Origin of the sequence: Neisseria sp. S1 (assembly GCF_048060015.1) — a bacterium.
Taxonomy (GTDB): domain Bacteria; phylum Pseudomonadota; class Gammaproteobacteria; order Burkholderiales; family Neisseriaceae; genus Neisseria; species Neisseria arctica.
The window spans coordinates 34358-56345 of sequence record NZ_JBLUPI010000008.1 but is presented as its reverse complement, the minus strand read 5'-3'; the positions used below and the strand labels follow the sequence as shown (position 1 = coordinate 56345).

The following is a 21988-nucleotide window of genomic DNA, read 5'->3' as shown; positions in this document are numbered from 1 at the left end:
TCCGTTATATGATACAAAGCTGCCATTTTATCTTTTTTACAGGCCGTCTGAAAGGAAAGCCATGAATATCCGTATCCTTAGCCCCGCGGTTGCGCCGCTGCTGGCCGTTTTGCTTGCTTCTTGTGCCTCTACCGGGCCGAATGTGTCGGGCAGCTGGAAAGAAATCGGGGTTACCAGTAACGGTAATATCCAGGCCAGCATAGATACCGCCAGCGTCCGCCGCAGCGGAAATTTGGCGACTTTCCGTGATAAGAAGACCGTATTGAAGCCGTCGGAAGAGCGTTATGTGAATACGCCGCGTTATAAAACGGCGGTCGGCGAGTGGGAAATCAACTGCCGAAACAAAACTTACCGTCTCACTGCCTTACAATTACTGGATGAGCGCGGCCAAGTATTGATGAACCAGCGCTATACAGCCACCGACTTGCGCCCGATGTCGGTGATGGACGGTTCGATTACCGAAAAACAGTACGAAACCGTATGCCGCTGATGACGGTTGCGGTTGGTAAGGTAAGATTTTTTAAACTATAGGAGTACACCATGAAAAAATTGCTGTGTATCACTCTTTTGGCGGCCAGTTTGCCAGCTTGGGCGGATGCGGCCAATGATTTGTTGGGTGCGCAAGCGGCTTTTCGCCAAGCCTTGAGCGCGCAAAACAGTAACGGCGGCAAAATCGTTTCATTGCAACGCGATCTGGCTGCGGCACAGGCACGTTTGCAGCAAACCCAAGCCGAAATCACGCGTTTGGAAGGTGAGCTGCAGGCAGCTACGGCAGCCAAAGCACAAAACGACAATGCGCTTCAGGAGGCCGGCGCGCGTTTGAATGCCGCATGGGCAGCCGCCCGTGCAAGCGGTACTGCCCAATAAAAAAAGCGTTGTAACATTTGCCCGTGTTATAATTCTCGCGCATATGGGCAAAACAGACAGTCGCCGCGCATTGCGTAAAGCGTGCGGGGAGGAAAGTCCGGGCTCCGCAGAGCAGAATGCCGGCTAACGGCCGGGCGTGGCAACGCGACGGAAAGTGGAACAGAAAGCAATACCGCCGATGGCTGCTTTGAGGCAGCACAGGTAAGGGTGAAAAGGTGCGGTAAGAGCGCACCGTGCACTTGGTAACAAGGCGCAGCAGGCTAAACCCCATTCGGAGCAAGACCAAACAGAACACGATGACGCTGCTCGCCGAGTGTTCGGGTAGGTTGCTGGAGCGTATCAGCAATGGTACGCCTAGAGGAATGACTGTCCGCGACAGAACCCGGCTTATCGTTTAGCCCATATGCCGCCTTAATTCAAAGCCGTCCGTACAATATTATGATGCGGGCGGCTTTTTCCTATTGGTATCTGCGGCATCATACGGTTGGCGGCAAGGGATATGATTGTTTCATATCAAGATATGCCTGCTGCACAGTCAACAAATACGCTATTTTATGATATAAAGCGCATGACAATCCCTCTAACCCAACCCCGGAGCAATTGCATGGAACTAGTATTTATCCGCCACGGCCAAAGCGAATGGAACGCTAAAAACCTTTTCACCGGCTGGCGTGATGTAAAATTGAGCGAACAAGGTTTGGCCGAAGCCGCTGCCGCCGGCCGCAAGCTGAAAGAAAAAGGTTATCTGTTTGATATTGCTTTCACCTCAGTACTGACCCGCGCTATTAAAACCTGTAATATCGTTTTGGAAGAAAGTGACCAGCTGTGGGTGCCACAAATCAAAACTTGGCGTTTGAACGAGCGCCACTACGGCCAACTGCAAGGTTTGGATAAAAAGCAGACGGCAGAAAAATACGGTGACGAGCAAGTACATATTTGGCGTCGGAGCTACGATACGTTACCGCCGCTTTTGGATCCGGCCGATGAATTTTCTGCCCATAACGACCGCCGTTACGAACACCTGCCCAGCGATGTAGTACCCGACGGTGAAAACTTGAAAGTCACTTTGGAGCGTGTGCTGCCGTTTTGGGAAGACCAAATCGCTCCCGCCATCATCAGCGGCAAGCGTGTATTGGTGGCGGCGCACGGTAACAGCTTGCGTGCTTTGGCCAAACATATTGAAGGCATTTCAGACGAAGACATTATGGCTTTGGAAATTCCGACCGGCCAACCGTTGGTATATAAGTTGGATGAAAATCTGAAAGTGATTGAGAAGTTTTATTTGTAAAAATAAGCGTATACTTTGTACCGCATAATATAAAGAAAATGCCGTCTGAAAATTTTCAGACGGCATTTTCTTTATATTAAGGATTATCCTTTGGTTTTGCGGTTATACACCAGCGAAGTGAGGATGGATGCTCCCAGAGCGCCGAATACGACTGACAACGAAATACCCACCGGGACGTGTACCCATTTGATAATCAGCATTTTGATACCGATAAAGCTGAGCACGAAAGCCAAACCGTATTTTAAGAAGATGAAGCGGTCGGCGATATCGGCCAGTAAGAAGTACATGGCGCGCAAACCCAAGATGGCGAAAATGTTGGAAGTCAGCACGATAAACGGATCTTTGGTAACGGCAAAAATGGCGGGAATGCTGTCGACTGCAAACACAACGTCGCTGATTTCTACCATGATTAAAACCAAAAACAAAGGCGTGGCAATGCGCTTGCCGTTCTCAACGGTAAAGAATTTCTCGCCGTCCAATTCTTTGCTCACACGGATGTGTTTGGTCAGCCATTTTAAGATGCGGTTGTCAGACAGATCTTGTTCTTCCTCGTCATCGTGTTTAATCATCTTGATACCGGTATAGAGCAGGAATGCGCCAAATAGATACAGAACCCATTCGAATTCACGCACCAGTGCGGCACCCACAAATACCATAATCGCACGCAGAATAATCGCGCCCAACACGCCGTAAAGCAGTACGCGGTGCTGGTATTGCGGCGGTACTTTGAAGTAGCTGAATATCATTAGGAAAACAAAAAGATTGTCCACCGCTAAGGATTTTTCCAGAATATAACCGGTTAAAAATTCCATTACTTTGGCCGAGGCAACGGCATGGCCGTAATCCTGGTTATGGCCGAGTTCCCAATACAGCCAGCCGGCGAAAGCCATCGAAACCGCTATCCAAACCACCGACCATACCAGTGCTTCTTTAGGGCTGACTTTGTGGGCGCCGCTTTTTTTCAATGTCAGCATGTCGATGCCGATCATCACCAAAACAGCAATAAAAAAGACGCCGTAAAATAACGGCGATCCGACCGAGGCTTCTGAAACCATGTGTGTCTTTCTGCGTTTTAATAAAAAATAGATGTGCAGGATTGTAGCATATCCGTATGGTAACGGGTGGGAGGATTCTATTTTAAAATTAGTAGGTTGGGTTGGAAATTGTAAAAAATTTATTTAGATGCGGCGGCAATCGTGGCATTTTATTTGCGTTTGGCATAATAGGAAGGTTGTAGATGGAATATCCAACAATATGCCTATGCCGTTTGAAAATTTTCAGACGGCATAGGCATATTATTTTTAAGTAAGGGGGTTATCGGGCCTTTTCAAACTTCACTTCTTCGCCGAATACCTGCTGCCATAAGTCGCGTACGCTTTGGTAATAGGCTTGCACTTCTTCGGTAACTTCTACTTTTTCCGCATCGCGCAGTTTGGTGTTGTGCTGCTGTTGGCGGTAAAAACGGTAGGCAGTACGGGCTTGTTCGGCCAGTGTGTGGCTGATTAATCCGGCATCGGCGGCGATATTGAGCAGGGCGATGTTACCGTAGTTGTCGAGTAGCAGAGGGTGTTCGCCCGAATAGGCGAGAATCAGGTATTGCACGATAAACTCGACATCAACCACACCGCCGCGGGCGTATTTGACGTTGTACTCTTGCGGCGGATGAGTGGCGAACATTTTTTCGCGCATCTCAATGATTTCGGTAGCCAGTTCGCTGCGGTTGCGCGGACGGGTAAGGATTTCTTGACGTAAGGCATCGAATGCTTGGCCGATTTCGGCTTTGCCACAGATAAAGCGGGCACGGGTAAGTGATTGGTGCTCCCATGTCCACGCGCTTTCGCGTTGGTATTTTTCAAAAGCGGCGACAGTGCAGGCCAGAAAGCCCGAGTCGCCGTTGGGGCGCAGGCGTAAATCGACATCGTAGAGCGAGCCTGCGCCGGTGGCGGCGGATAGCCAGTTGGTGAGGCGTCGGGCGAAGCGTCCGTAAATATCGGGGGCGTCGGGGTGCGGGTCGTCATACACATAAACCAAATCGAGATCGGAGGTATAGCCGAGCTCTTTTCCGCCGAGTTTGCCGTAGCCGATGATGCCGATGTTGGGTGTGTCGGTGTGGGTTTTGGGTGTGTCTGCCCATACGCAGGGTATGGCAGCAGCCAAAATGGTATCGGCCAGTGCGGAGAGTTGGTCGGACAATGCTTCTACCGTCCACAGACCGGCCAGGTCTTGTACGGCGAGGCGGAAAACTTGGGTATGTTGGAAATGGCGCAAAACGTCCATTTGGGCTTCGGTGTCGCCGGCGGCGTTGTGCAGGCCGTCTGAAAGTTCGGCGGCAAGTTTGGGCCAATCGTAAACGGTGTCCATCAGCTGGGCGCTGAGTAATTCGTCGAGCAGAATCGGATGGCGCATCAGGTAAGAAGCAACCCATGAACTTTGGCTCATTAGGGCGGCCAATTGGTTTAATGCCTGCGGATGTTCGTGTAAAAGGGCGAGATACGACGAGCGGCGGCTGATGTTTTCGAGAAAATCGAGCAGACGCAACAGGGTGTCGGTCGGGTTAGCTTGTGCGGCTGAGGCTTGTACCAATAGCGGGATAATCGTATCGAAGCGCGGCTGTGCGGTGCTCGATAGCTGACGGTATTTGTGGCCGGAGCGGATTTGGTCGAGCCGTTTGGCAATCAAGCCGGCTTCGAAGCCGTGGGCGGACAGCTGGTTGAAGCGTTCCTCTGGATCGGGGTTTTCCTGCCAAATGCAATGCCAGCAGTCGTCTAGTGTATGGCTTTGTTCGGCAGGGTCGGCGAGGATTTGGTTGAATATGGCGTTAACGCGGCTGCGGTGGGTGTTGAGGCCATCTGAAAAAGCGGCATAGTCGGCAAAGCCCATGCTTTCGGCGAGCAATTGCTGCTGTTCGGGGTTGTCGGGCAGCATTTGGGTTTGTTGGTCGTCCCAATATTGCAGGCGGTGTTCTACATCGCGCAGGAAGCGGTAGGCTGAGAGTAAGGTTTGGACGGTTTCGGCATCAAGCATTTCCAATTCTTGCAGTTTGAGCAGGGTTTCCTGTGTGCCTTTCAGTTGCAGGGCGCGTACTTGCCCGCCGCGGATAAGTTGGAAAATTTGGGCGATAAATTCGACTTCGCGTATGCCGCCCGCTCCGAGTTTGACATTATCGGCCATGCCTTTGCGGTTCACTTCTTGGCGGATTTGCTTGTGCAGCCCGCGCATGGCTTCGTAGGCGTTGAAGTCGAGATATTTTCGGAAAACAAACGGGCGCACCAACGCATTGATATCGTTGGGATAGGGGGTGACGATACGGCCTTTGCACCAAGCATAGCGTTCCCATTCGCGCCCTTGGGTAATCAAATATTGTTCGAGGGCGGTTTCGTTGAGAACCAATGCCCCGGAGTCGCCGTCAGGACGCAGACGCATATCAACGCGGAAAACTTGGCCGTCGCCGGTAATGTCGTTGAGCAGAGAAATCAGCTTTTGGCCGACTTTGGTGAAGAATTCCTGATTGCTCCGTTCACGTTTGCCGTCGGTATCGCCGGATTCGGGGTAGATGAAAATCAAATCAATGTCGGAAGAAACATTTAATTCGTATCCCCCCGCCTTGCCCATCGCTACCACGCTGAGATATTGGGGTTGTCCGCTGTGCCGGCCTATCGGCGTACCGTACATGCTTTGATAATAAGCATAAGCGTAGTCGAGGGCGGTATTGACGGCGAAGTCGGCAAAGAGGGTGATGGTTCGGGTAACTTCTGCCAAATCGCTGTTACGGTTGAGGTCGCGGGTGATAATCTGGGCCATCACATAACGCCGCAGGATTCGGAGTTGTGCGGCGATTTCTGCTTCGTTTTCCGCCTCTTTTAAGGTCTGCCAATCGGTGAAATTTTGAAAGTCTTCAAGGCTGAGTACTTTGTCGAGCCAGGGGGAGAGTATTTCGGGTTTGAGGTTGCCGTTGTCGAGGTGGCGGGCAAGATATTGTGAATATCGGCGGGCGGATTCGGTGGCTGTCATGGCGGAGGGGCTTTACGTTTGTAGACAATAAAATCTTATCATATCAATCTTTAATGCCGTCTGAAAGTTTCAGACGGCCTTGCCGTTATAGCAAAAAATAATGAAATATAGCCAGTATTACCGTGCCTTTTACTCGTATGACTGAGTGAAAAAATGCTTGACGATTGAAATAAATTGCCACAAAAATGTAAACCATTGTAAGTTTGAACGAGAATCCGGGCTTGCCGGAGCAATCAATAAGGAGTGGTGAGAATGAATTCTTCTATCGTACGGCCGGGCGCGTTGTTGCTGGCTTTGGGTATGGCTTTTGGCTTGAGTGCGTGTAATAAAGATAATGCGCAAACTGCTGCGCCGGCGGCTTCCGGTTCGGCAGGCGGTGCTTCTGAGGGGTCACAGAGCATTACCATAAACAACGGTGCGGAGCCTGAGTCTCTTGACCCGCATAAAGTTTCAGGCGTGCCGGAGTCACATTTGCTGACCCAGCTGCTCGAAGGGCTGACTTCGACCGATAAAGACGGAAATACCGCGCCGGGTATGGCCGAATCTTGGGAAAGTGCCGATAACCAAGTGTGGATATTCAAACTGCGTGATGCAAAATGGAGCGACGGTTCACCCGTTACCGCCGAAGATTTTGTTTACAGCTTGCGCCGTTTGGTCGATCCGAAAACTGGTTCGCCTTATGCCAGCTATTTGGATGATGCGCACGTATTGAATGCCGGCGATGTGATGAACGGTAAAAAAGCTCCCGATACGTTGGGCGTGAAAGCGGTAGACGAGCGCACTTTGGAAATCACCCTCAGCCAGCCGGTACCTTATTTCCCCGATATGTTGGTACATACTTCAGTGAAGCCGGTGAATAAAAAAGCGGTTGAACAACATGGCGACAAATAGACTTCTCCTGAAAATTTTGTCAGCAACGGCCCGTATAAACTCAAGAGCTGGGAAGTAAACAGCCAAATCGTGCTCGAGCGCAATCCTGGGTATTACGATAATGCCAATACGAAAATCGACCGCGCCGTTTTCCTGCCGATTTCTTCGCCGCCTACTGATGTAAACCGTTATAAAGCGGGTGAGGTGGACTTCAGCTATAACGACTTGCCCAGCGATCAATTCCAAGCCCTGAAAAAAGAAATGGGTGAGGAAATGAAAACCAGCCCGCTTTTGTGCGTGTATTACTATGAAACAAATACGGTGAAACCGCCGTTTGACGATGCCCGTGTGCGCCGTGCGTTGGCATTGGCCTTAGACCGCGATACTTTTGCCGAAAAAGTGGTCGGACGCGGCGAAACGGCGGCTTACCAATTTACACCCACAGCTACCCAAGGCCTTGTCCCCAATAAACCCGAATGGGCAGGGTGGAGCCAAGAGCAGCGCGTTGCCGAAGCGAAAAAACTCTTGACCGAGGCCGGTTACAGCGAAGCCAAACCGCTTTCGTTTGATTTGCTTTACAACACCAATGAAAACCACAAGAAAAACGCCGTGGCTGCCGCTGCATTGTGGAAGCAGACTTTGGGTTTTGTAAATGTGAATTTGTCCAACCAAGAATGGAAAACTTACTTGGAAAGCCGCCGCAGCGGTAAATACCAAATGGCACGATCAGGCTGGTGTGCCGACTATAACGAGCCTTCGTCTTTCTTGAATATTCTGAAAACGGGCAATAGCAACAACCACGGTAAATACAGTAGCGCCGAGTTCGATCGTTTGATGGCCGAAACCCTCAAGCCGGGTATCAGCACGGAGCAGCGTGCGGATCTTTACCGTCAGGCGGAGGCCGTATTGGATAAGGATATGCCCAATATCAATGTTTACCACTATGCCAATGTGCGCTTGGTTAAACCTTATGTAGAGGGATATTCTATAAAAGATCCGATGGATAATTTCCATTTGAAATATATGTCGGTTGCCAAGCATTAATGTATCCGCGGCATACTTTCAGACGGCATAGGCCGTCTGAAAGTTTACTTATCATTGGCCATACGGATATTCCGTCTTTGGTAATGGAGTATGAAAGAAAGTTATGCTGAAACTGATTTTCCGCAGGGGGCTTGAGGCGATTCCCACGCTTTTGGTCTTGATTACCGTATCGTTTTTTATGATGCGGCTGGCGCCGGGCAGCCCGTTTACGGGTGAACGAAACTTGCCGCCCGAGGTGTTGGCGAATATCGAAGCCAAATACAATCTGAACGCCCCTTTGCACATACAGTATGTCAATTATCTCAAACAACTGGCACAGGGCGATTTCGGCCCGTCGTTCAAATACAAAGATTATTCGGTTAACGAGCTGCTTGCCCAAGCGTTTCCGGTTTCGTTGGAGTTGGGCATTTATGCGTTCTTAATTGCTTTGGTGTTGGGTGTTGTATTGGGCGTGATTGCCGCGCTGAAGCAAAATTCATGGTTGGATTATCTGCTGATGAGCTTGGCTATGACGGGTGTGGTGATTCCCAATTTTGTAAAAGCACCTTTGCTGGTGTTGATTTTCGCCATCGGCCTGAAATGGTTGCCCGCAGGCGGCTGGAACGGTGGGGCGGCGGCTAATTTGGTATTGCCGGTAGCAGCTTTGGCATTGGCTTACGTAGCCGGTATCGCCCGTATTATGCGCAGTTCGATGATTGAGGTGATGAACAGCCAATTTATCCGCACGGCGCGCGCTAAAGGGCTGCCTTTGCACAGAATCGTTTTGAAACATGCCTTACGCCCCGCCATGTTGCCGGTGATTTCCTATCTTGGCCCGGCATTTGTCGGCATCATTACCGGCTCGATTGTGATTGAAACCATTTTCGGTTTGCCCGGAATCGGCCAATTGTTCGTGAACGGTGCACTCAACCGTGATTACGGTATGGTGTTGAGTTTGACTATCTTGGTAGGCGTATTAACCATTGCATTCAATGCGGTGGTAGATATTCTGTATGCGGTCATAGATCCGAAAATACGCTATTGATAACCATCAGGCCGTCTGAAATATTTTCAGACGGCCTCGATAGATAACGATTAAGAACACATTATGAAACTAACCCAAAACCAGCTTGCCGCCGTGGAAACATTGGCAGAAGCAGCCGAAGTGAAAGGACGTAGCCTTTGGCAGGATGCTTGGCGGCGGTTTAAGCGAAACCGTGCCGCCTTGGCCAGTATGGCGGTATTGATATTGGTAACGGCATTCGTGCTACTGGCTCCTTTGTTTTCACCGTTTGCATATGATTATACCGATTGGGGGGCGATGCAGCAGGCGCCGCAGATGGAGGGCGGACACTATTTCGGTACCGATTCGCTCGGGCGCGATTTGTTGGTGCGTGTGGCCATGGGTGGTCGTATTTCGCTGATGGTGGGCTTGGCGGGCGCGTTGGTGGCCGTATTGTTCGGCACGGTATACGGCGCGGTGTCGGGCTTTTTCGGCGGTAAAACCGATATGCTGATGATGCGCTTTTTGGAAATTCTCAACGCCTTTCCGTTTATGTTTTTCGTGATTTTGCTGGTTACCTTTTTCGGTCGTAATTTGGTGCTGATTTTCGTAGCCATCGGTTTGGTGTCATGGCTGGACGTGGCGCGTATCGTGCGCGGTCAAACGCTGAGTCTTAAGCGTAAAGAGTTTGTCGAAGCCGCGGAAGTGGGCGGCGTATCGAAAACGGCGATCGTATTCCGCCATATCGTTCCCAATGTTTTGGGTGTGGTAGTGGTTTATGCTTCTTTGCTGGTGCCGGGCATGATTTTGTTTGAATCGTTCTTGAGCTTTTTGGGCTTGGGCGTTCAGGAACCTATGACTAGTTGGGGGGCGTTGCTGCAAGAGGGCGCACAAACCATGCAGGTGGCACCGTGGCAGATTCTGATCCCGAGCGTGTTTTTGGTAGTCACCCTATTTTGCTTTAACTTTATCGGTGACGGTTTGCGCGATGCGCTCGACCCGAAAGACAGGTAGGAAAACACAATGGCCTTGTTGAGCGTAAAAGATTTACAGGTGGTGTTCCGCACCGAAGACGGCGATGTAACCGCCGTCAACAAACTCAATTTCGATTTGCACGAAGGCGAAACGTTGGGGATAGTCGGCGAATCCGGCTCGGGCAAATCGCAAACCGCTTTTGCCGTGATGGGTTTGTTGGCGAAAAACGGTAAGGTAAAAGGTTCGGTAAAATTTAACGGGCGGGAATTGGTCGGTTTGCCCGAAAAAGAATTGAATAAAATCCGTGCCAGCGAAATTTCGATGATTTTTCAAGATCCGATGACTTCGCTTAACCCCTATATGAAAGTAGGTGCGCAGCTTACCGAAGTGCTGATGCTGCACAAAGGTATGGGTAAGGCCGAGGCGCGTGCCGAAGCCATCCGTATGCTTGAAGCGGTAAAAATCCCCGAGGCAAAAAAGCGTATCGATATGTATCCGCATGAGTTTTCAGGCGGCATGCGCCAACGGGTGATGATTGCCATGGCTTTGCTGTGCCGTCCGAAGCTGTTGATTGCCGATGAGCCGACTACTGCTTTGGATGTAACCGTGCAGGCGCAGATTATGGCTTTGCTGAACGATTTGAAACGTGATTTTGGCACGACCATTATTATGATTACCCATGATTTGGGTGTTGTAGCGGGTATTTGTGATCATGTTTTGGTGATGTATGCCGGTAGAACGATGGAATACGGGGGTATCGAGCAGATTTTCTACCGGCCGACCCATCCTTACACCATCGGTTTGTTGGGGGCTGTACCGCGGTTGGATGGAGAGGAAGCCAAATTGCCAACCATCGCGGGTAACCCGCCCAATTTGGCGGCATTGCCGCCGGGATGTCCGTTTCAAGCGCGCTGTAATTATGTAACCGATATGTGTCGACACAGTGAGCCGCCGTTAACGCAACAAGCAGACGGCAGCTGTCGCGCCTGTTTTTGGCAGATGGAAGGAGCGGATGTATGAAGCAGCCCCAGCCTTTATTGCAGGTACGCGATTTACGCGTTGTATTCCGTGTTCGCGAAGCCAAAAGCTGGCCTTGGCAAAAACCCGCTTTGTTGCAGGCCGTGAACGGTGTGTCGTTTGATTTGCAACCGGGAGAAACGCTTGGTGTGGTGGGTGAGTCGGGTTGCGGCAAATCCACTTTGGCACGCGCGATTATCGGTTTGGTGAAAGCCGAGTCGGGCAGTGTTTTGTGGCAGGGGCAGGATTTGACCAAGCTGGATGCAAAAACACTGCGGTTGAAGCGGCGGGATATCCAAATGATCTTCCAAGATCCGTTAGCATCGCTGAATCCGCGTATGACCGTCGGCGATATTATTGCCGAGCCGCTGCGAACGTTTTACCCTGAACTTGGCAAAGCCGAAGTGATGGCGCGGGTGAAGGAAATGATGGGTAAAGTCGGCTTGCTGCCTAATCAGATTAACCGCTACCCGCATGAGTTTTCGGGCGGCCAATGCCAGCGTATCGGTATCGCCCGTGCCTTGATTTTGAAACCCAAGCTCTTGATTTGTGATGAGCCGGTTTCGGCATTGGACGTATCGATTCAGGCGCAAGTGGTAAATTTGCTTAAGCAGATTCAACGCGAAATGGGCTTGGCGATGATTTTTATCGCCCACGATTTATCAGTGGTGAAGCATATTTCCGACCGTGTATTGGTGATGTATCTGGGGAATGCCGTCGAATTGGGCGAAGATCAGGCTGTATATGGCGCCCCCGCACATCCGTATACGCGTGCTTTGATGAGTGCGGTACCGATTCCTGATCCGAAGATTGAGCGGGGCAAACATATAGAATTGTTGCCGGGTGATTTGCCCAGCCCCCTTAACCCGCCTTCGGGCTGTGTTTTCCGTACACGCTGCCCTGAAGCTATAGAACTGTGTGCCAAAGAAAAACCGCAATTAAAAGGTGGGCCGGCACACCGTGCAGCATGTGTGAAGTATCACGCCGCAGATTAATATTCTGTTGTTGAAACAAAGTAATAAATACCGTCTGAAAATTTCAGACGGCATTTTATTTATAGGGAACGCTAAGTCGGCTTTGTAGCCGGCATGGCCTAGAGGTTCGAGTAAAGTTAGGCCTGGGATTTAAAAATCCAAATTGTTTTGTAAAACTCTTAATCGGAAATACCGACAAACCATCCTTTATCGCTGTTACGTTCTTTACGATTGCGGAAATGCTCGCGTAATGAACCGTTTTGACCGATTGGTGTGTTTTGCTCGAACTGCCAAATCATGTTGCTGCTGCCAATAGGATGGTTGCCGCGTATCCCGATATAGCTGCCTAAATCATCCACGGAGCTGTGGCTGAAGTGCGTGTTGCCGATTTGGGTTTGGGAGACGCTTAGCCCACTGCGGATAGTACCGTAGAGATTGACATCGGCTAATGCCAGTGCTGGTAAAAGGGCGGTAACAACAAAAGCGGTTTTTTTCATAGCGGTTTTCTTGTACGATGGAAAAAGCAGCATTCATATGCAAGGGAAGGTATTCCCTATCAATAAGCTAAGATGGATATATGTATGCTTTTAAAAGTGTAGCAGAACATCTGTCAAAATATCCTAGCCAAATGCAAATCCACGACAAGGAAATCACCATGAAAAATATCCGAGCCGCCGCCGTACAAATGGTATCTTCCACCAGCCCGTCGGATAATATCGCTGTCATGCGCCGTTTGGTTGCCGAGGCTGCGGAAGGTGGGGCCGATTGGGTATTGCTGCCCGAGTATTGGCCGATTATGGGGGCAAGTGATACTGATAAATTGTCTTTTGCCGAACCTTTGGGTAGCGGTGATTTTCAGACGGCCATGAGCGAAGCAGCGGGCAAGCACGGTATTGTTTTATTCGGCGGTACAGTGCCTTTAAAAAGTAGTGAGCCGGGTAAGGTCTTGAATACGATGTTGGTATACGGGCGAGACGGGCAGTGTATTGGCAGTTACGATAAAATGCATCTTTTTGGCTATTCGGGTTTAGGAGAGCGTTACGCAGAATCGGATACCATTGCAAACGGCAATCGTGTACCTTCTTGGGAAATTGAAGGGGTAAAGGTGGCGGTAGGCGTTTGTTATGATTTGCGCTTCCCTGAGTTTTTCCGTGCCCAGCTGCCTTTTGATGTCATGCTGTTGCCGGCGGCATTTACCTATACGACGGGTAAGGCGCATTGGGAGTTGTTGCTGAAAGCCCGTGCGGTTGAAAACCAATGTTATTTGATTGCCTCGGGGCAGGGCGGTAAACATGAAAGCGGGCGGCGTACGTTTGGGCATAGCATGATTATTGATCCGTGGGGGGATGTATTGGCTGTTCTGCCTGAAGGTGAGGGCGTGGTTAGTGCTACTTTGGATGAAGCGCGTTTGTTGAGTGTACGTAACCGTCTGCCTGCATTGGGCCACCGTTGTTTGTAAGTTGGCTAAAAGAATATGCTGGTCAGGGACGTATTCTGATAAAGTCACTTACTGAAAAACACAGGCCGTCTGAAAATTTTCAGACGGCCTGTGTTTTTCACTTTTATCGATATTCGATAATTAAACTTTAAATAAAGCAATACCGTTTTGAACGGTACTGACTATGCCGACTCTCATACTGTTAAAAACCATGTTACATGAGTATTTCACCAGCATTGTGTAGCGGTTGAGACACGGATAGTTTATTGTTTCGGTATGGCGCGTAATACGGGTTGACGGTTTTTATCCAGCATTTCAATACCGGTTCCAATTAAGCGGTAACTGTTTACTTTAGGTAGTGCGGCAGATATCAGCACTTCATTGCGCATATCACGACAAGACATACGCGTGGATGCAGGCATCGCAAAATTCAGTTCGTAATTACCCGATAAGCTATAGCTTCCCATTAAATTATTACAATCGGTTTCGGCGGAGAAGTAGCGGTCTTTTCTTAATAATAAAGTTGCGGATGTGTTTTCAATGCGTTCACCGTTGGCTTCGGTAATCTGCCATTGGTTAGCTAAGAGAGGATTGGCAAATGTGCTTTGGGGAACCGGGGCTATAATCGGGATGACGCAGCCGCTTAAAAGCGGCAGTAGTAAGAAAAGCTTTTTCATAGCAAAACATCCTTCGGAATTTATATAAAAATTATCTTTTCAGACGGCTTGTATATATATCGTAAAGTAACTCGTTAAGTTTATTAGAGGATAAATTCTAAACGGGCGAAATACACGAAGAGTGATATGACGACAACTTTTTACGAGTCAATAATTTTATTTTTATTAATGCATGGAGGTAGCAGAGGTTTTATTATGTTTATTATGGTGTTTATATCAGATTGAGAGTTTTTCATGCTTTGAAATGGCTATGTCATGTGCGGATAAGTGCAATTTTGATTAATGAAGCGCATAGGCTTCTTCAGATAAATAAAGTGTTGGTTTATAGCTGTTCCATGATATGTAAAGACAAGATTTTACTTGAAAATTGATTTGTTTTTATGATATATTTCGATGCTTGGTATTTTTACCAAGTATTTATTTTGTCCGAATTGGTCAGCCAATCGTAGCTGATCCCTTTATTTTAAAAGGAAAATAATCATGACTTTAGGTCTGGTTGGACGCAAAGTGGGCATGACCCGCGTGTTTAACGAACAAGGTGCATCTGTTCCGGTAACCGTGTTGGATATGTCTGCTAATCGCGTTACACAAGTAAAATCCAAAGATGCTGACGGTTATGTTGCCGTTCAAGTTACCTTTGGTCAGAAAAAAGCTAACCGCGTAACCAAGGCCGAAGCAGGCCATTTTGCCAAAGCCGGTGTGGAAGCCGGTCGTGGTTTGGTTGAGTTTGCTTTGACTGAGGAAAAATTGGGCGACCTGAAAGCCGGCGATGAAATCACTGTCGCTATGTTTGAGGCAGGCCAATTGGTTGATGTTACCGGTACCTCTAAAGGTAAAGGTTTTTCCGGTACCATCAAGCGCCATAACTTCGGTTCACAACGTACTTCACACGGTAACTCACGCTCTCACCGCGTTCCTGGTTCTATCGGCCAGGCACAAGATCCGGGTCGTGTATTCCCGGGTAAGCGTATGGCCGGTCAGTACGGCAACACCAAAGCTACCGTTCAATGCTTGGAAGTTATCCGCGTTGATGTAGAACGTCAGCTGCTTTTGGTTAAAGGTGCGGTACCCGGTTCCGTTAATAGTGACGTAGTAGTGCGTCCTAGCGTGAAAGTAGGTGCGTAATGGAATTGAAAGTAATTGATGCAAAAGGCCAAGTGTCAGGCAGTCTGACTGCTTCTGATGCTTTGTTTGCCCGTGAATACAACGAAGCATTGGTTCATCAGCTGGTAACTGCTTTTTTGGCAAATGCTCGCTCAGGTAACCGTGCCCAAAAAACACGTGCAGAAGTAAAACACTCTACTAAAAAACCATGGCGCCAAAAAGGTACTGGTCGTGCACGTTCCGGTATGACTTCTTCTCCGCTGTGGCGTAGTGGCGGTCGTGCGTTCCCGAATAAGCCGTCTGAAAACTTCACTCAAAAAGTAAACCGTAAAATGTACCGTGCCGGTATGGCTGCTATTTTGTCTCAGCTGGTACGTGACGAGCGTTTATTTGTGATTGACGAATTGTCTGCCGCAACCCCTAAAACCAAAGAGTTTGCTGAACAAGTGAAAAATTTGGGTTTGGAGCAAGTATTGTTCATTACAAAGCAATTGGATGAAAACGTATACCTGTCTTCACGCAATTTGCCGAACGTATTGGTTTTGGAAGCTCAGCAAGCTGATCCTTACAGCCTGTTGCGCTACAAAAAAGTTGTGATCACTAAAGAAGCGGTTGCACAACTGGAGGAGCAATGGGTATGAACCAACAACGCCTGATGCAAGTAATTTTGGCTCCTGTTGTTTCTGAAAAGAGCAACCTGCTGGCCGAGAAACGTAACCAAATGACTTTCAAAGTGTTGCCTAATGCAACTAAGCAAGAAATTAAAGCTGCTGTTGAATTGTTGTTTGGTGTTGAAGTTGCTGCCGTTACTACCGTTACTACAAAAGGTAAGGTAAAACGCTTCGGCCGTACTATTGGTCGTCGCAGCGATGTGAAAAAAGCTTATGTGAGCTTGGCTGCCGGCCAATCGCTGGACTTGGAAGCCGCTGCTGCAGCTGCAGATAAGGAATAAGTAAAATGGCTATTGTAAAAATGAAGCCTACCTCTGCTGGTCGTCGCGGCATGGTTCGCGTTACTGCGGAAGGTTTGCACAAAGGTGCACCTTATGCACCACTGGTTGAAAAGAAAAATTCAACTGCCGGCCGCAACAATAACGGTCATATCACAACTCGTCATAAAGGTGGTGGCCATAAACACCATTACCGCGTAGTGGATTTCAAACGTAACAAAGACGGCATCCCGGCTAAAGTTGAACGTATTGAATATGATCCAAACCGCACTGCATTCATCGCTCTGCTGTGCTATGCCGATGGTGAACGCCGTTACATTATTGCGCCTCGCGGCATTCAGGCTGGTGCAGTATTGCTCTCAGGTTCTGAGGCTGCTATCAAATCAGGTAATACTTTGCCGATTCGCAATATCCCGGTTGGTACCACCATCCACTGTATTGAAATGAAGCCTGGTAAAGGTGCGCAAATCGCGCGTTCTGCTGGTGCGTCTGCCGTATTGTTGGCTAAAGAAGGTGTGTATGCACAAGTGCGTTTGCGTTCTGGCGAAGTGCGTAAAATCCACGTTGATTGCCGTGCTACTATTGGTGAAGTAGGTAATGAAGAGCAAAGCCTGAAGAAAATCGGTAAGGCTGGTGCCAACCGTTGGCGTGGTATTCGCCCGACTGTTCGCGGTGTTGTAATGAACCCGGTTGATCACCCGCATGGTGGTGGTGAGGGTCGTACTGGCGAAGCTCGTGAACCGGTTAGCCCATGGGGTACGCCTTCTAAAGGTTACCGTACTCGTAACAATAAACGCACGGATAATATGATTGTCCGCCGCCGTTATTCAAATAAAGGTTAATTGATATGGCTCGTTCATTAAAAAAAGGCCCATATGTAGACCTGCATTTGCTGAAAAAAGTAGATGCTGCTCGTGCAAGCAACGACAAGCGTCCAATTAAAACTTGGTCGCGCCGTTCTACCATTTTGCCCGATTTTATCGGCTTGACCATCGCTGTTCACAATGGCCGTACACATGTGCCTGTATTTATCAGCGACAATATGGTTGGTCATAAGTTGGGTGAGTTCTCATTGACCCGTACCTTTAAAGGCCACTTGGCTGATAAAAAGGCTAAAAAGAAATAAGGTGAATCATGAGAGTAAGTGCACAACATAAAAACGCCCGCATTTCTGCACAAAAAGCACGCTTGGTTGCAGATTTAATTCGCGGTAAAGATGTTGCCCAAGCCTTGAATATCTTGGCATTCAGCCCGAAAAAAGGCGCTGAGTTAGTTAAAAAAGTGCTGGAATCGGCTATTGCAAATGCCGAACATAATGAAGGTGCTGATATTGACGAATTGAAAGTTGTAACAGTATTTGTGGACAAGGGTCCCAGTCTGAAACGCTTCCAAGCTCGTGCCAAAGGTCGCGGTAACCGCATTGAAAAACAAACTTGTCATATCAATGTGACAGTTGGCAACTAAGGAAAAGCTATGGGACAAAAGATTAACCCTACCGGTTTTCGCTTGGCGGTAACAAAAGACTGGTCTTCTAAGTGGTTTGCCAAAAGTAACGAATTTTCTACTGTCTTGAAGCAAGACATTGATGTTCGCAATTATTTGCGCAAGCGTCTGGCTAATGCATCCGTTGGTCGTGTTGTAATTGAGCGCCCTGCTAAGTCGGCTCGTATTACCATCCATTCAGCTCGCCCGGGTGTAGTAATTGGTAAAAAAGGTGAGGATATTGAAGTGTTGAAGCGTGATCTGCAGGCACTTATGGGTGTTCCTGTTCACGTAAACATTGAAGAGATTCGTAAACCTGAGTTGGATGCTCAAATTATTGCAGATGGCATTGCCCAGCAACTGGAAAAACGTGTTCAATTCCGCCGTGCTATGAAACGTGCAATGCAAAATGCAATGCGTGTTGGTGCTAAAGGTATCAAGATTATGACCTCTGGTCGTCTGAATGGTGCTGATATTGCTCGTAGTGAGTGGTATCGTGAAGGACGTGTGCCGTTGCATACTTTGCGTGCAAACGTGGATTATGCAACTAGCGAAGCGCATACTACTTACGGTGTTTTGGGTTTGAAAGTTTGGGTTTATACTGGCGAAGGTAATGAGAAAGCCCAAGCTAAGCCTGAGCAAGAGAAGAAACAAAGAAAGGCAGGTGGTCGTCATGCTGCAGCCAACTAGAATGAAATACCGCAAGCAGCATAAAGGCCGTAATACAGGTGTTGCTACACGCGGTAATAAAGTTAGCTTTGGTGAATTTGGTCTGAAGGCTGTTGGTCGTGGTCGTTTGACTGCACGTCAGATTGAAGCTGCACGTCGTACTATGACACGCCACATTAAACGTGGTGGCCGTATTTGGATTCGTGTTTTCCCAGACAAGCCAATTACTGAAAAACCAATCCAAGTTCGTATGGGTGGCGGTAAAGGTTCCGTTGAGTATTATGTTGCTGAAATTAAACCAGGCAAAGTATTGTACGAAATGGATGGCGTGCCGGAAGCGTTGGCTCGTGAAGCTTTTGAGCTGGCGGCTGCCAAGTTGCCGATTCCGACTGTATTTGTAGTAAGACAGGTAGGTCAATAATGAAAGCCAATGAATTGAAAGACAAATCTGTTGAGCAATTGAATGCTGATCTGCTTGACTTGCTGAAAGCACAGTTTGGCCTGCGTATGCAGCATGCAACTGGCCAGTTGGCAAAAACCAGCGAGTTGAAAAAAGTACGCCGTAACATTGCTCGTATTAAAACCGTTTTAACTGAAAAAGGTGCCAAGTAATGAGCGAAGTTAAGAATGTTCGTACTTTGCAAGGCAAAGTGGTTAGCGATAAGATGGATAAAACAGTAACTGTATTGGTGGAGCGTAAAGTGAAGCATCCCTTATATGGTAAAATTATCCGTCGTTCTACCAAAATTCATGCTCATGATGAGCAGAATCAATATGGTATTGGTGATGTGGTGGTTATTTCTGAAACTCGCCCGTTGTCAAAGACCAAATCGTGGGTTGTTACCGAATTGGTAGAAAAAGCACGTACTGTTTAAATTTTACGACAGTTTAGTGTGTAGTAAGAAACGAAGTATTGCAGGAATTTTAATTTGCCTGTAAACTTCGTTTCTTATCTTTCAGTTTTCTTCTGAAAGTTTCTTCCCTTCGGGGCCCAAGACTGGTTTACTTGAACCATTAATGGTTTCAGTCGGAGCGTTCAAATTTTCTTTGGGCTGCTCTAATTGAAAGTGGTAAATTAAGTTGGTTTATTTAAAGGTATTAACATGATTCAGATGCAGACCATCTTGGATGTGGCTGACAACTCTGGTGCGCGTCGCGTTATGTGCATTAAGGTGTTGGGCGGATCTAAGCGTCGCTATGCTTCGGTTGGCGACATTATTAAAGTGGCCGTAAAGGATGCGGCGCCACGTGGCCGTGTTAAAAAAGGCGATGTGTACAATGCTGTAGTTGTTCGTACTGCAAAAGGTGTTCGTCGTCCTGATGGGGCGTTAATTAAATTTGACAACAATGCTGCAGTATTGTTGAACAATAAGTTGGAGCCTTTGGGTACACGTATTTTTGGCCCGGTTACCCGTGAATTGCGTACTGAGCGATTCATGAAAATCGTTTCATTGGCACCCGAAGTTTTATAAGAGAGGCTAGCAATGAATAAGATTATTAAAGGTGATCAAGTTGTCGTGATTGCCGGTAAAAATAAAGGCAAGCAAGGTCAAGTTGTCCGTGTTTTGGGTGAGAAAGTGGTGGTTCAGGGTGTAAACACTGTTAAACGTCACCAAAAGCCTAATCCTATGCGTGGTGTTGAAGGTGGTATTGTTGCTAAAGATATGCCTTTGGCAATTTCGAATGTGGCCATCTTTAATCCTGAAACTAAAAAAGCGGATCGTGTTGGCATTAAATTGGTTGAAAGCGAAGGCAAAGTAAAACGCATTCGTGTATTCAAATCCAATGGTGCGGAAATCGGTGCGTAAGGGAGTTGAACTAACATGGCACGTTTGAAAGAATTTTATACAAGCACTGTTGTACCTGAATTGATTAAGCAGTTTGGCTATAAATCAATTATGGAAGTGCCTCGTATTGAAAAAATCACCTTAAATATGGGTGTTGGTGAGGCGGTTGCAGATAAAAAAGTAATGGAGCATGCCGTTTCTGATTTGGAAAAAATTGCAGGTCAGAAGCCAGTAGTAACTGTTGCTCGCAAATCAATTGCAGGCTTCAAAATCCGTGATAACTATCCAGTTGGATGTAAAGTAACTCTACGTCGTGACCAAATGTTTGAATTTTTGGATCGCTTGGTGACTATTGCTCTGCCTCGTGTACGTGATTTTCGTGGTGTAAGCGGTAAATCATTTGATGGTCGTGGTAATTACAACATGGGTGTTCGTGAGCAAATCATTTTTCCAGAAATTGAATACGATAAAATTGATGCTTTGCGCGGTTTGAATATTACCATCACTACTACGGCTAAGACCGATGAAGAAGCAAAAGCATTGCTGTCACTATTTAAGTTTCCGTTTAAAGGATAAACATGGCTAAGAAAGCACTTATAAATCGTGAATTGAAGCGTGCTGCATTGGCAAAAAAATATGCCGCTAAACGTGAGGCTATTTTTGCTGTAATCAATGATTCTAGCGCTACTCCTGAAGAGCGTTTTGAAGCTCGTTTGAAATTGCAAGCAATTCCCCGAAATGCCGCTCCGGTTCGTCAGCGTCGTCGTTGCGCTCTAACAGGTCGTCCTCGTGGCACATTCCGTAAATTTGGCTTGGGCCGTACTAAAATCCGTGAAATCGCTATGCGTGGCGAAATTCCGGGCGTTATTAAAGCCAGCTGGTAATAGGAGTTAAAATAAATGAGTATGCATGATCCTATTTCCGATATGTTGACCCGTATTCGCAATGCTCAGCGTGCGAATAAAGTTGCTGTAGCAATGCCCTCTTCGAAACTGAAATGTGCTATCGCTAAGGTATTGAAAGAGGAAGGTTATATCGAAGATTTTGCTGTTTCTGCAGATGTGAAGCCGGTACTAGAAATTCACTTGAAATACTATGCAGGTCGCCCTGTCATTGAGCAAATCAAACGTGTATCTCGCCCTGGTCTGCGTGTATACAAAGGCTCAGATGAAATCCCAACTGTGATGAATGGTTTAGGGGTTGCGATTGTTAGCACTTCTAAAGGTGTGATGACTGATCGTAAAGCTCGTGCTGCGGGTATTGGCGGTGAGTTATTGTGCGTGGTTGCCTAATAAGGGAGAGTTTTAGATGTCTCGCGTAGCGAAAAATCCAGTAACTGTTCCTGCTGGCGTAGAAGTAAAATTTGGAACAGATAAATTGACAGTAAAAGGCAAAAATGGCGAGTTGTCATTACCCTTGACTGCCGATGTATCTATTGAGCTGAATGAAGGTCAGTTAACTTTTTCAGCTGCTAACAACAGTAAACATGCAGGTGCCATGTCTGGTACGATCCGTGCTTTAGTAGCCAATATGGTGAAAGGTGTATCAGAAGGTTTTGAAAAGAAACTTCAGCTGATTGGCGTGGGCTATCGTGCACAGGCGCAAGGAACCACATTAAATTTGTCTTTGGGCTTTTCTCATCCTATTGTTTATGAGATGCCAGAAGGTGTCGCCGTGCAAACTCCTTCACAGACGGAGATTGTGCTGACTGGTGCAGATAAACAAGTTGTCGGTCAGGTTGCAGCTGAGATTCGCAACTTCCGTCCGCCTGAGCCTTATAAAGGTAAAGGTGTTCGCTATGTCGGTGAAGTCGTAGTGATGAAAGAAGCTAAGAAGAAATAATTGAGGCCTTAC

Annotated in this window: 28 protein-coding genes, 1 other RNA gene and 1 pseudogene; 26 read left to right on the top strand and 4 right to left on the bottom strand. The window is 47.8% G+C overall.

Annotated elements, in window-relative coordinates:
- The first annotated feature begins 61 nt into the window (after positions 1-61).
- The 4 genes from ACEPPX_RS07630 (at position 62) to ACEPPX_RS07615 (ending at position 2155) form a co-directional block, all read left to right on the top strand.
- Entirely contained in the window at positions 62-490 is a 429-nt protein-coding gene (locus tag ACEPPX_RS07630) for a surface-adhesin E family protein (RefSeq protein WP_047761012.1), read from the top strand.
- A gap of 50 nt (positions 491-540) precedes the next feature.
- Entirely contained in the window at positions 541-867 is a 327-nt protein-coding gene (locus tag ACEPPX_RS07625) for a hypothetical protein (RefSeq protein ID WP_416623546.1), read from the top strand.
- Positions 868-911: 44 nt separating this feature from the next.
- An RNA gene (gene rnpB, locus ACEPPX_RS07620) (RNase P RNA component class A) lies at positions 912-1273 on the top strand.
- 198 nt (positions 1274-1471) lie between these two features.
- Positions 1472-2155, top strand: a complete 684-nt coding sequence (locus ACEPPX_RS07615; RefSeq protein WP_416623545.1) for a 2,3-diphosphoglycerate-dependent phosphoglycerate mutase — start codon at positions 1472-1474, stop codon at positions 2153-2155.
- An 83-nt stretch (positions 2156-2238) separates the two neighbouring features.
- Here the strand turns inward: ACEPPX_RS07615 and ACEPPX_RS07610 are convergent, their stop codons facing one another.
- Together ACEPPX_RS07610 and glnE are read right to left on the bottom strand one after the other, a co-directional pair.
- Complete coding sequence (locus ACEPPX_RS07610; RefSeq protein WP_047761009.1) at positions 2239-3210, bottom strand: TerC family protein; 972 nt, start codon at positions 3208-3210, stop codon at positions 2239-2241.
- A gap of 259 nt (positions 3211-3469) precedes the next feature.
- Positions 3470-6166 (bottom strand): bifunctional [glutamate--ammonia ligase]-adenylyl-L-tyrosine phosphorylase/[glutamate--ammonia-ligase] adenylyltransferase, encoded by a 2697-nt coding sequence (gene glnE / locus ACEPPX_RS07605; RefSeq protein WP_416623544.1) that lies wholly within the window; start codon positions 6164-6166, stop codon positions 3470-3472.
- Positions 6167-6418: 252 nt separating this feature from the next.
- Between glnE and ACEPPX_RS07600 the strand changes: the two are divergent.
- From ACEPPX_RS07600 to oppF, 5 genes and pseudogenes are all read left to right on the top strand, one after another.
- Positions 6419-8080: pseudogene (locus tag ACEPPX_RS07600) on the top strand (ABC transporter substrate-binding protein).
- Positions 8081-8183: 103 nt separating this feature from the next.
- Positions 8184-9104, top strand: a complete 921-nt coding sequence (oppB, locus tag ACEPPX_RS07595; RefSeq protein ID WP_416623543.1) for an oligopeptide ABC transporter permease OppB — start codon at positions 8184-8186, stop codon at positions 9102-9104.
- A gap of 63 nt (positions 9105-9167) precedes the next feature.
- The gene (oppC, locus tag ACEPPX_RS07590) at positions 9168-10076 is read left to right on the top strand and encodes an oligopeptide ABC transporter permease OppC (RefSeq protein WP_047761005.1); all 909 of its coding nucleotides are present in this window, start codon (positions 9168-9170) and stop codon (positions 10074-10076) included.
- A gap of 9 nt (positions 10077-10085) precedes the next feature.
- Positions 10086-11057, top strand: coding sequence for an oligopeptide ABC transporter ATP-binding protein OppD (gene oppD / locus ACEPPX_RS07585; protein ID WP_416623542.1), 972 nt, complete (start codon positions 10086-10088; stop codon positions 11055-11057).
- Entirely contained in the window at positions 11054-12049 is a 996-nt protein-coding gene (oppF, locus tag ACEPPX_RS07580) for a murein tripeptide/oligopeptide ABC transporter ATP binding protein OppF (RefSeq protein WP_416623541.1), read from the top strand. The genes oppD and oppF overlap by 4 nt, the downstream gene beginning before the upstream one ends.
- Positions 12050-12207: 158 nt before the next feature.
- Here oppF and ACEPPX_RS07575 read toward each other — a convergent pair whose 3' ends face one another.
- Entirely contained in the window at positions 12208-12525 is a 318-nt protein-coding gene (locus tag ACEPPX_RS07575; RefSeq protein WP_416623540.1) for a hypothetical protein, read from the bottom strand.
- A gap of 158 nt (positions 12526-12683) precedes the next feature.
- Between ACEPPX_RS07575 and ACEPPX_RS07570 the strand changes: the two genes are divergently transcribed.
- On the top strand, positions 12684-13487 hold the full coding sequence (locus tag ACEPPX_RS07570) for a carbon-nitrogen hydrolase family protein (RefSeq protein ID WP_416623539.1): 804 nt from the start codon (positions 12684-12686) through the stop codon (positions 13485-13487).
- A 242-nt stretch (positions 13488-13729) separates the two neighbouring features.
- On the opposite strand, the gene ACEPPX_RS07565 is transcribed toward ACEPPX_RS07570, so the two are convergent.
- Positions 13730-14143 (bottom strand): META domain-containing protein, encoded by a 414-nt coding sequence (locus tag ACEPPX_RS07565; protein ID WP_053008333.1) that lies wholly within the window; start codon positions 14141-14143, stop codon positions 13730-13732.
- A gap of 480 nt (positions 14144-14623) precedes the next feature.
- Here ACEPPX_RS07565 and rplC point away from each other — a divergent pair, with 480 nt between their 5' ends.
- From rplC to rplF, 16 genes are all read left to right on the top strand, one after another.
- Positions 14624-15268: a 50S ribosomal protein L3 gene (gene rplC / locus ACEPPX_RS07560; protein WP_416623538.1), complete on the top strand. Its 645-nt coding sequence runs from the start codon at positions 14624-14626 to the stop codon at positions 15266-15268.
- Positions 15268-15888: a 50S ribosomal protein L4 gene (gene rplD, locus ACEPPX_RS07555; protein ID WP_047760999.1), complete on the top strand. Its 621-nt coding sequence runs from the start codon at positions 15268-15270 to the stop codon at positions 15886-15888. The genes rplC and rplD overlap by 1 nt, the downstream gene beginning before the upstream one ends.
- Positions 15885-16199, top strand: coding sequence for a 50S ribosomal protein L23 (gene rplW, locus ACEPPX_RS07550; protein ID WP_200900171.1), 315 nt, complete (start codon positions 15885-15887; stop codon positions 16197-16199). The genes rplD and rplW overlap by 4 nt, the downstream gene beginning before the upstream one ends.
- Positions 16200-16204: 5 nt before the next feature.
- Positions 16205-17038, top strand: a complete 834-nt coding sequence (rplB, locus tag ACEPPX_RS07545) for a 50S ribosomal protein L2 (RefSeq protein ID WP_047760997.1) — start codon at positions 16205-16207, stop codon at positions 17036-17038.
- A 5-nt stretch (positions 17039-17043) separates the two neighbouring features.
- A complete protein-coding gene (rpsS, locus tag ACEPPX_RS07540; RefSeq protein WP_002215422.1) occupies positions 17044-17322 on the top strand; it encodes a 30S ribosomal protein S19 in 279 nt (92 codons plus the stop codon).
- An 8-nt stretch (positions 17323-17330) separates the two neighbouring features.
- The gene (gene rplV / locus ACEPPX_RS07535) at positions 17331-17660 is read left to right on the top strand and encodes a 50S ribosomal protein L22 (RefSeq protein ID WP_047760996.1); all 330 of its coding nucleotides are present in this window, start codon (positions 17331-17333) and stop codon (positions 17658-17660) included.
- A gap of 9 nt (positions 17661-17669) precedes the next feature.
- The gene (gene rpsC / locus ACEPPX_RS07530) at positions 17670-18368 is read left to right on the top strand and encodes a 30S ribosomal protein S3 (protein WP_047760995.1); all 699 of its coding nucleotides are present in this window, start codon (positions 17670-17672) and stop codon (positions 18366-18368) included.
- The gene (rplP, locus tag ACEPPX_RS07525; protein WP_047760994.1) at positions 18352-18768 is read left to right on the top strand and encodes a 50S ribosomal protein L16; all 417 of its coding nucleotides are present in this window, start codon (positions 18352-18354) and stop codon (positions 18766-18768) included. The genes rpsC and rplP overlap by 17 nt, the downstream gene beginning before the upstream one ends.
- Positions 18768-18959 carry a 50S ribosomal protein L29 gene (gene rpmC, locus ACEPPX_RS07520; protein ID WP_047760993.1) on the top strand — a complete coding sequence of 64 codons (192 nt, stop codon included), beginning with the start codon at positions 18768-18770 and terminating at the stop codon, positions 18957-18959. The genes rplP and rpmC overlap by 1 nt, the downstream gene beginning before the upstream one ends.
- On the top strand, positions 18959-19222 hold the full coding sequence (rpsQ, locus tag ACEPPX_RS07515; protein WP_047760992.1) for a 30S ribosomal protein S17: 264 nt from the start codon (positions 18959-18961) through the stop codon (positions 19220-19222). The genes rpmC and rpsQ overlap by 1 nt, the downstream gene beginning before the upstream one ends.
- A 228-nt stretch (positions 19223-19450) precedes the next feature.
- The gene (gene rplN / locus ACEPPX_RS07510) at positions 19451-19819 is read left to right on the top strand and encodes a 50S ribosomal protein L14 (RefSeq protein ID WP_002215434.1); all 369 of its coding nucleotides are present in this window, start codon (positions 19451-19453) and stop codon (positions 19817-19819) included.
- Positions 19820-19831: 12 nt separating this feature from the next.
- The gene (gene rplX / locus ACEPPX_RS07505; protein ID WP_047760991.1) at positions 19832-20155 is read left to right on the top strand and encodes a 50S ribosomal protein L24; all 324 of its coding nucleotides are present in this window, start codon (positions 19832-19834) and stop codon (positions 20153-20155) included.
- 15 nt (positions 20156-20170) lie between these two features.
- Complete coding sequence (gene rplE, locus ACEPPX_RS07500; RefSeq protein WP_416623537.1) at positions 20171-20710, top strand: 50S ribosomal protein L5; 540 nt, start codon at positions 20171-20173, stop codon at positions 20708-20710.
- Positions 20711-20712: 2 nt separating this feature from the next.
- Entirely contained in the window at positions 20713-21018 is a 306-nt protein-coding gene (gene rpsN / locus ACEPPX_RS07495) for a 30S ribosomal protein S14 (RefSeq protein WP_047760989.1), read from the top strand.
- 15 nt (positions 21019-21033) lie between these two features.
- Positions 21034-21426: a 30S ribosomal protein S8 gene (gene rpsH, locus ACEPPX_RS07490; protein ID WP_416623536.1), complete on the top strand. Its 393-nt coding sequence runs from the start codon at positions 21034-21036 to the stop codon at positions 21424-21426.
- A gap of 16 nt (positions 21427-21442) precedes the next feature.
- A complete protein-coding gene (gene rplF / locus ACEPPX_RS07485; protein WP_047760987.1) occupies positions 21443-21976 on the top strand; it encodes a 50S ribosomal protein L6 in 534 nt (177 codons plus the stop codon).
- Positions 21977-21988: the final 12 nt, after the last annotated feature.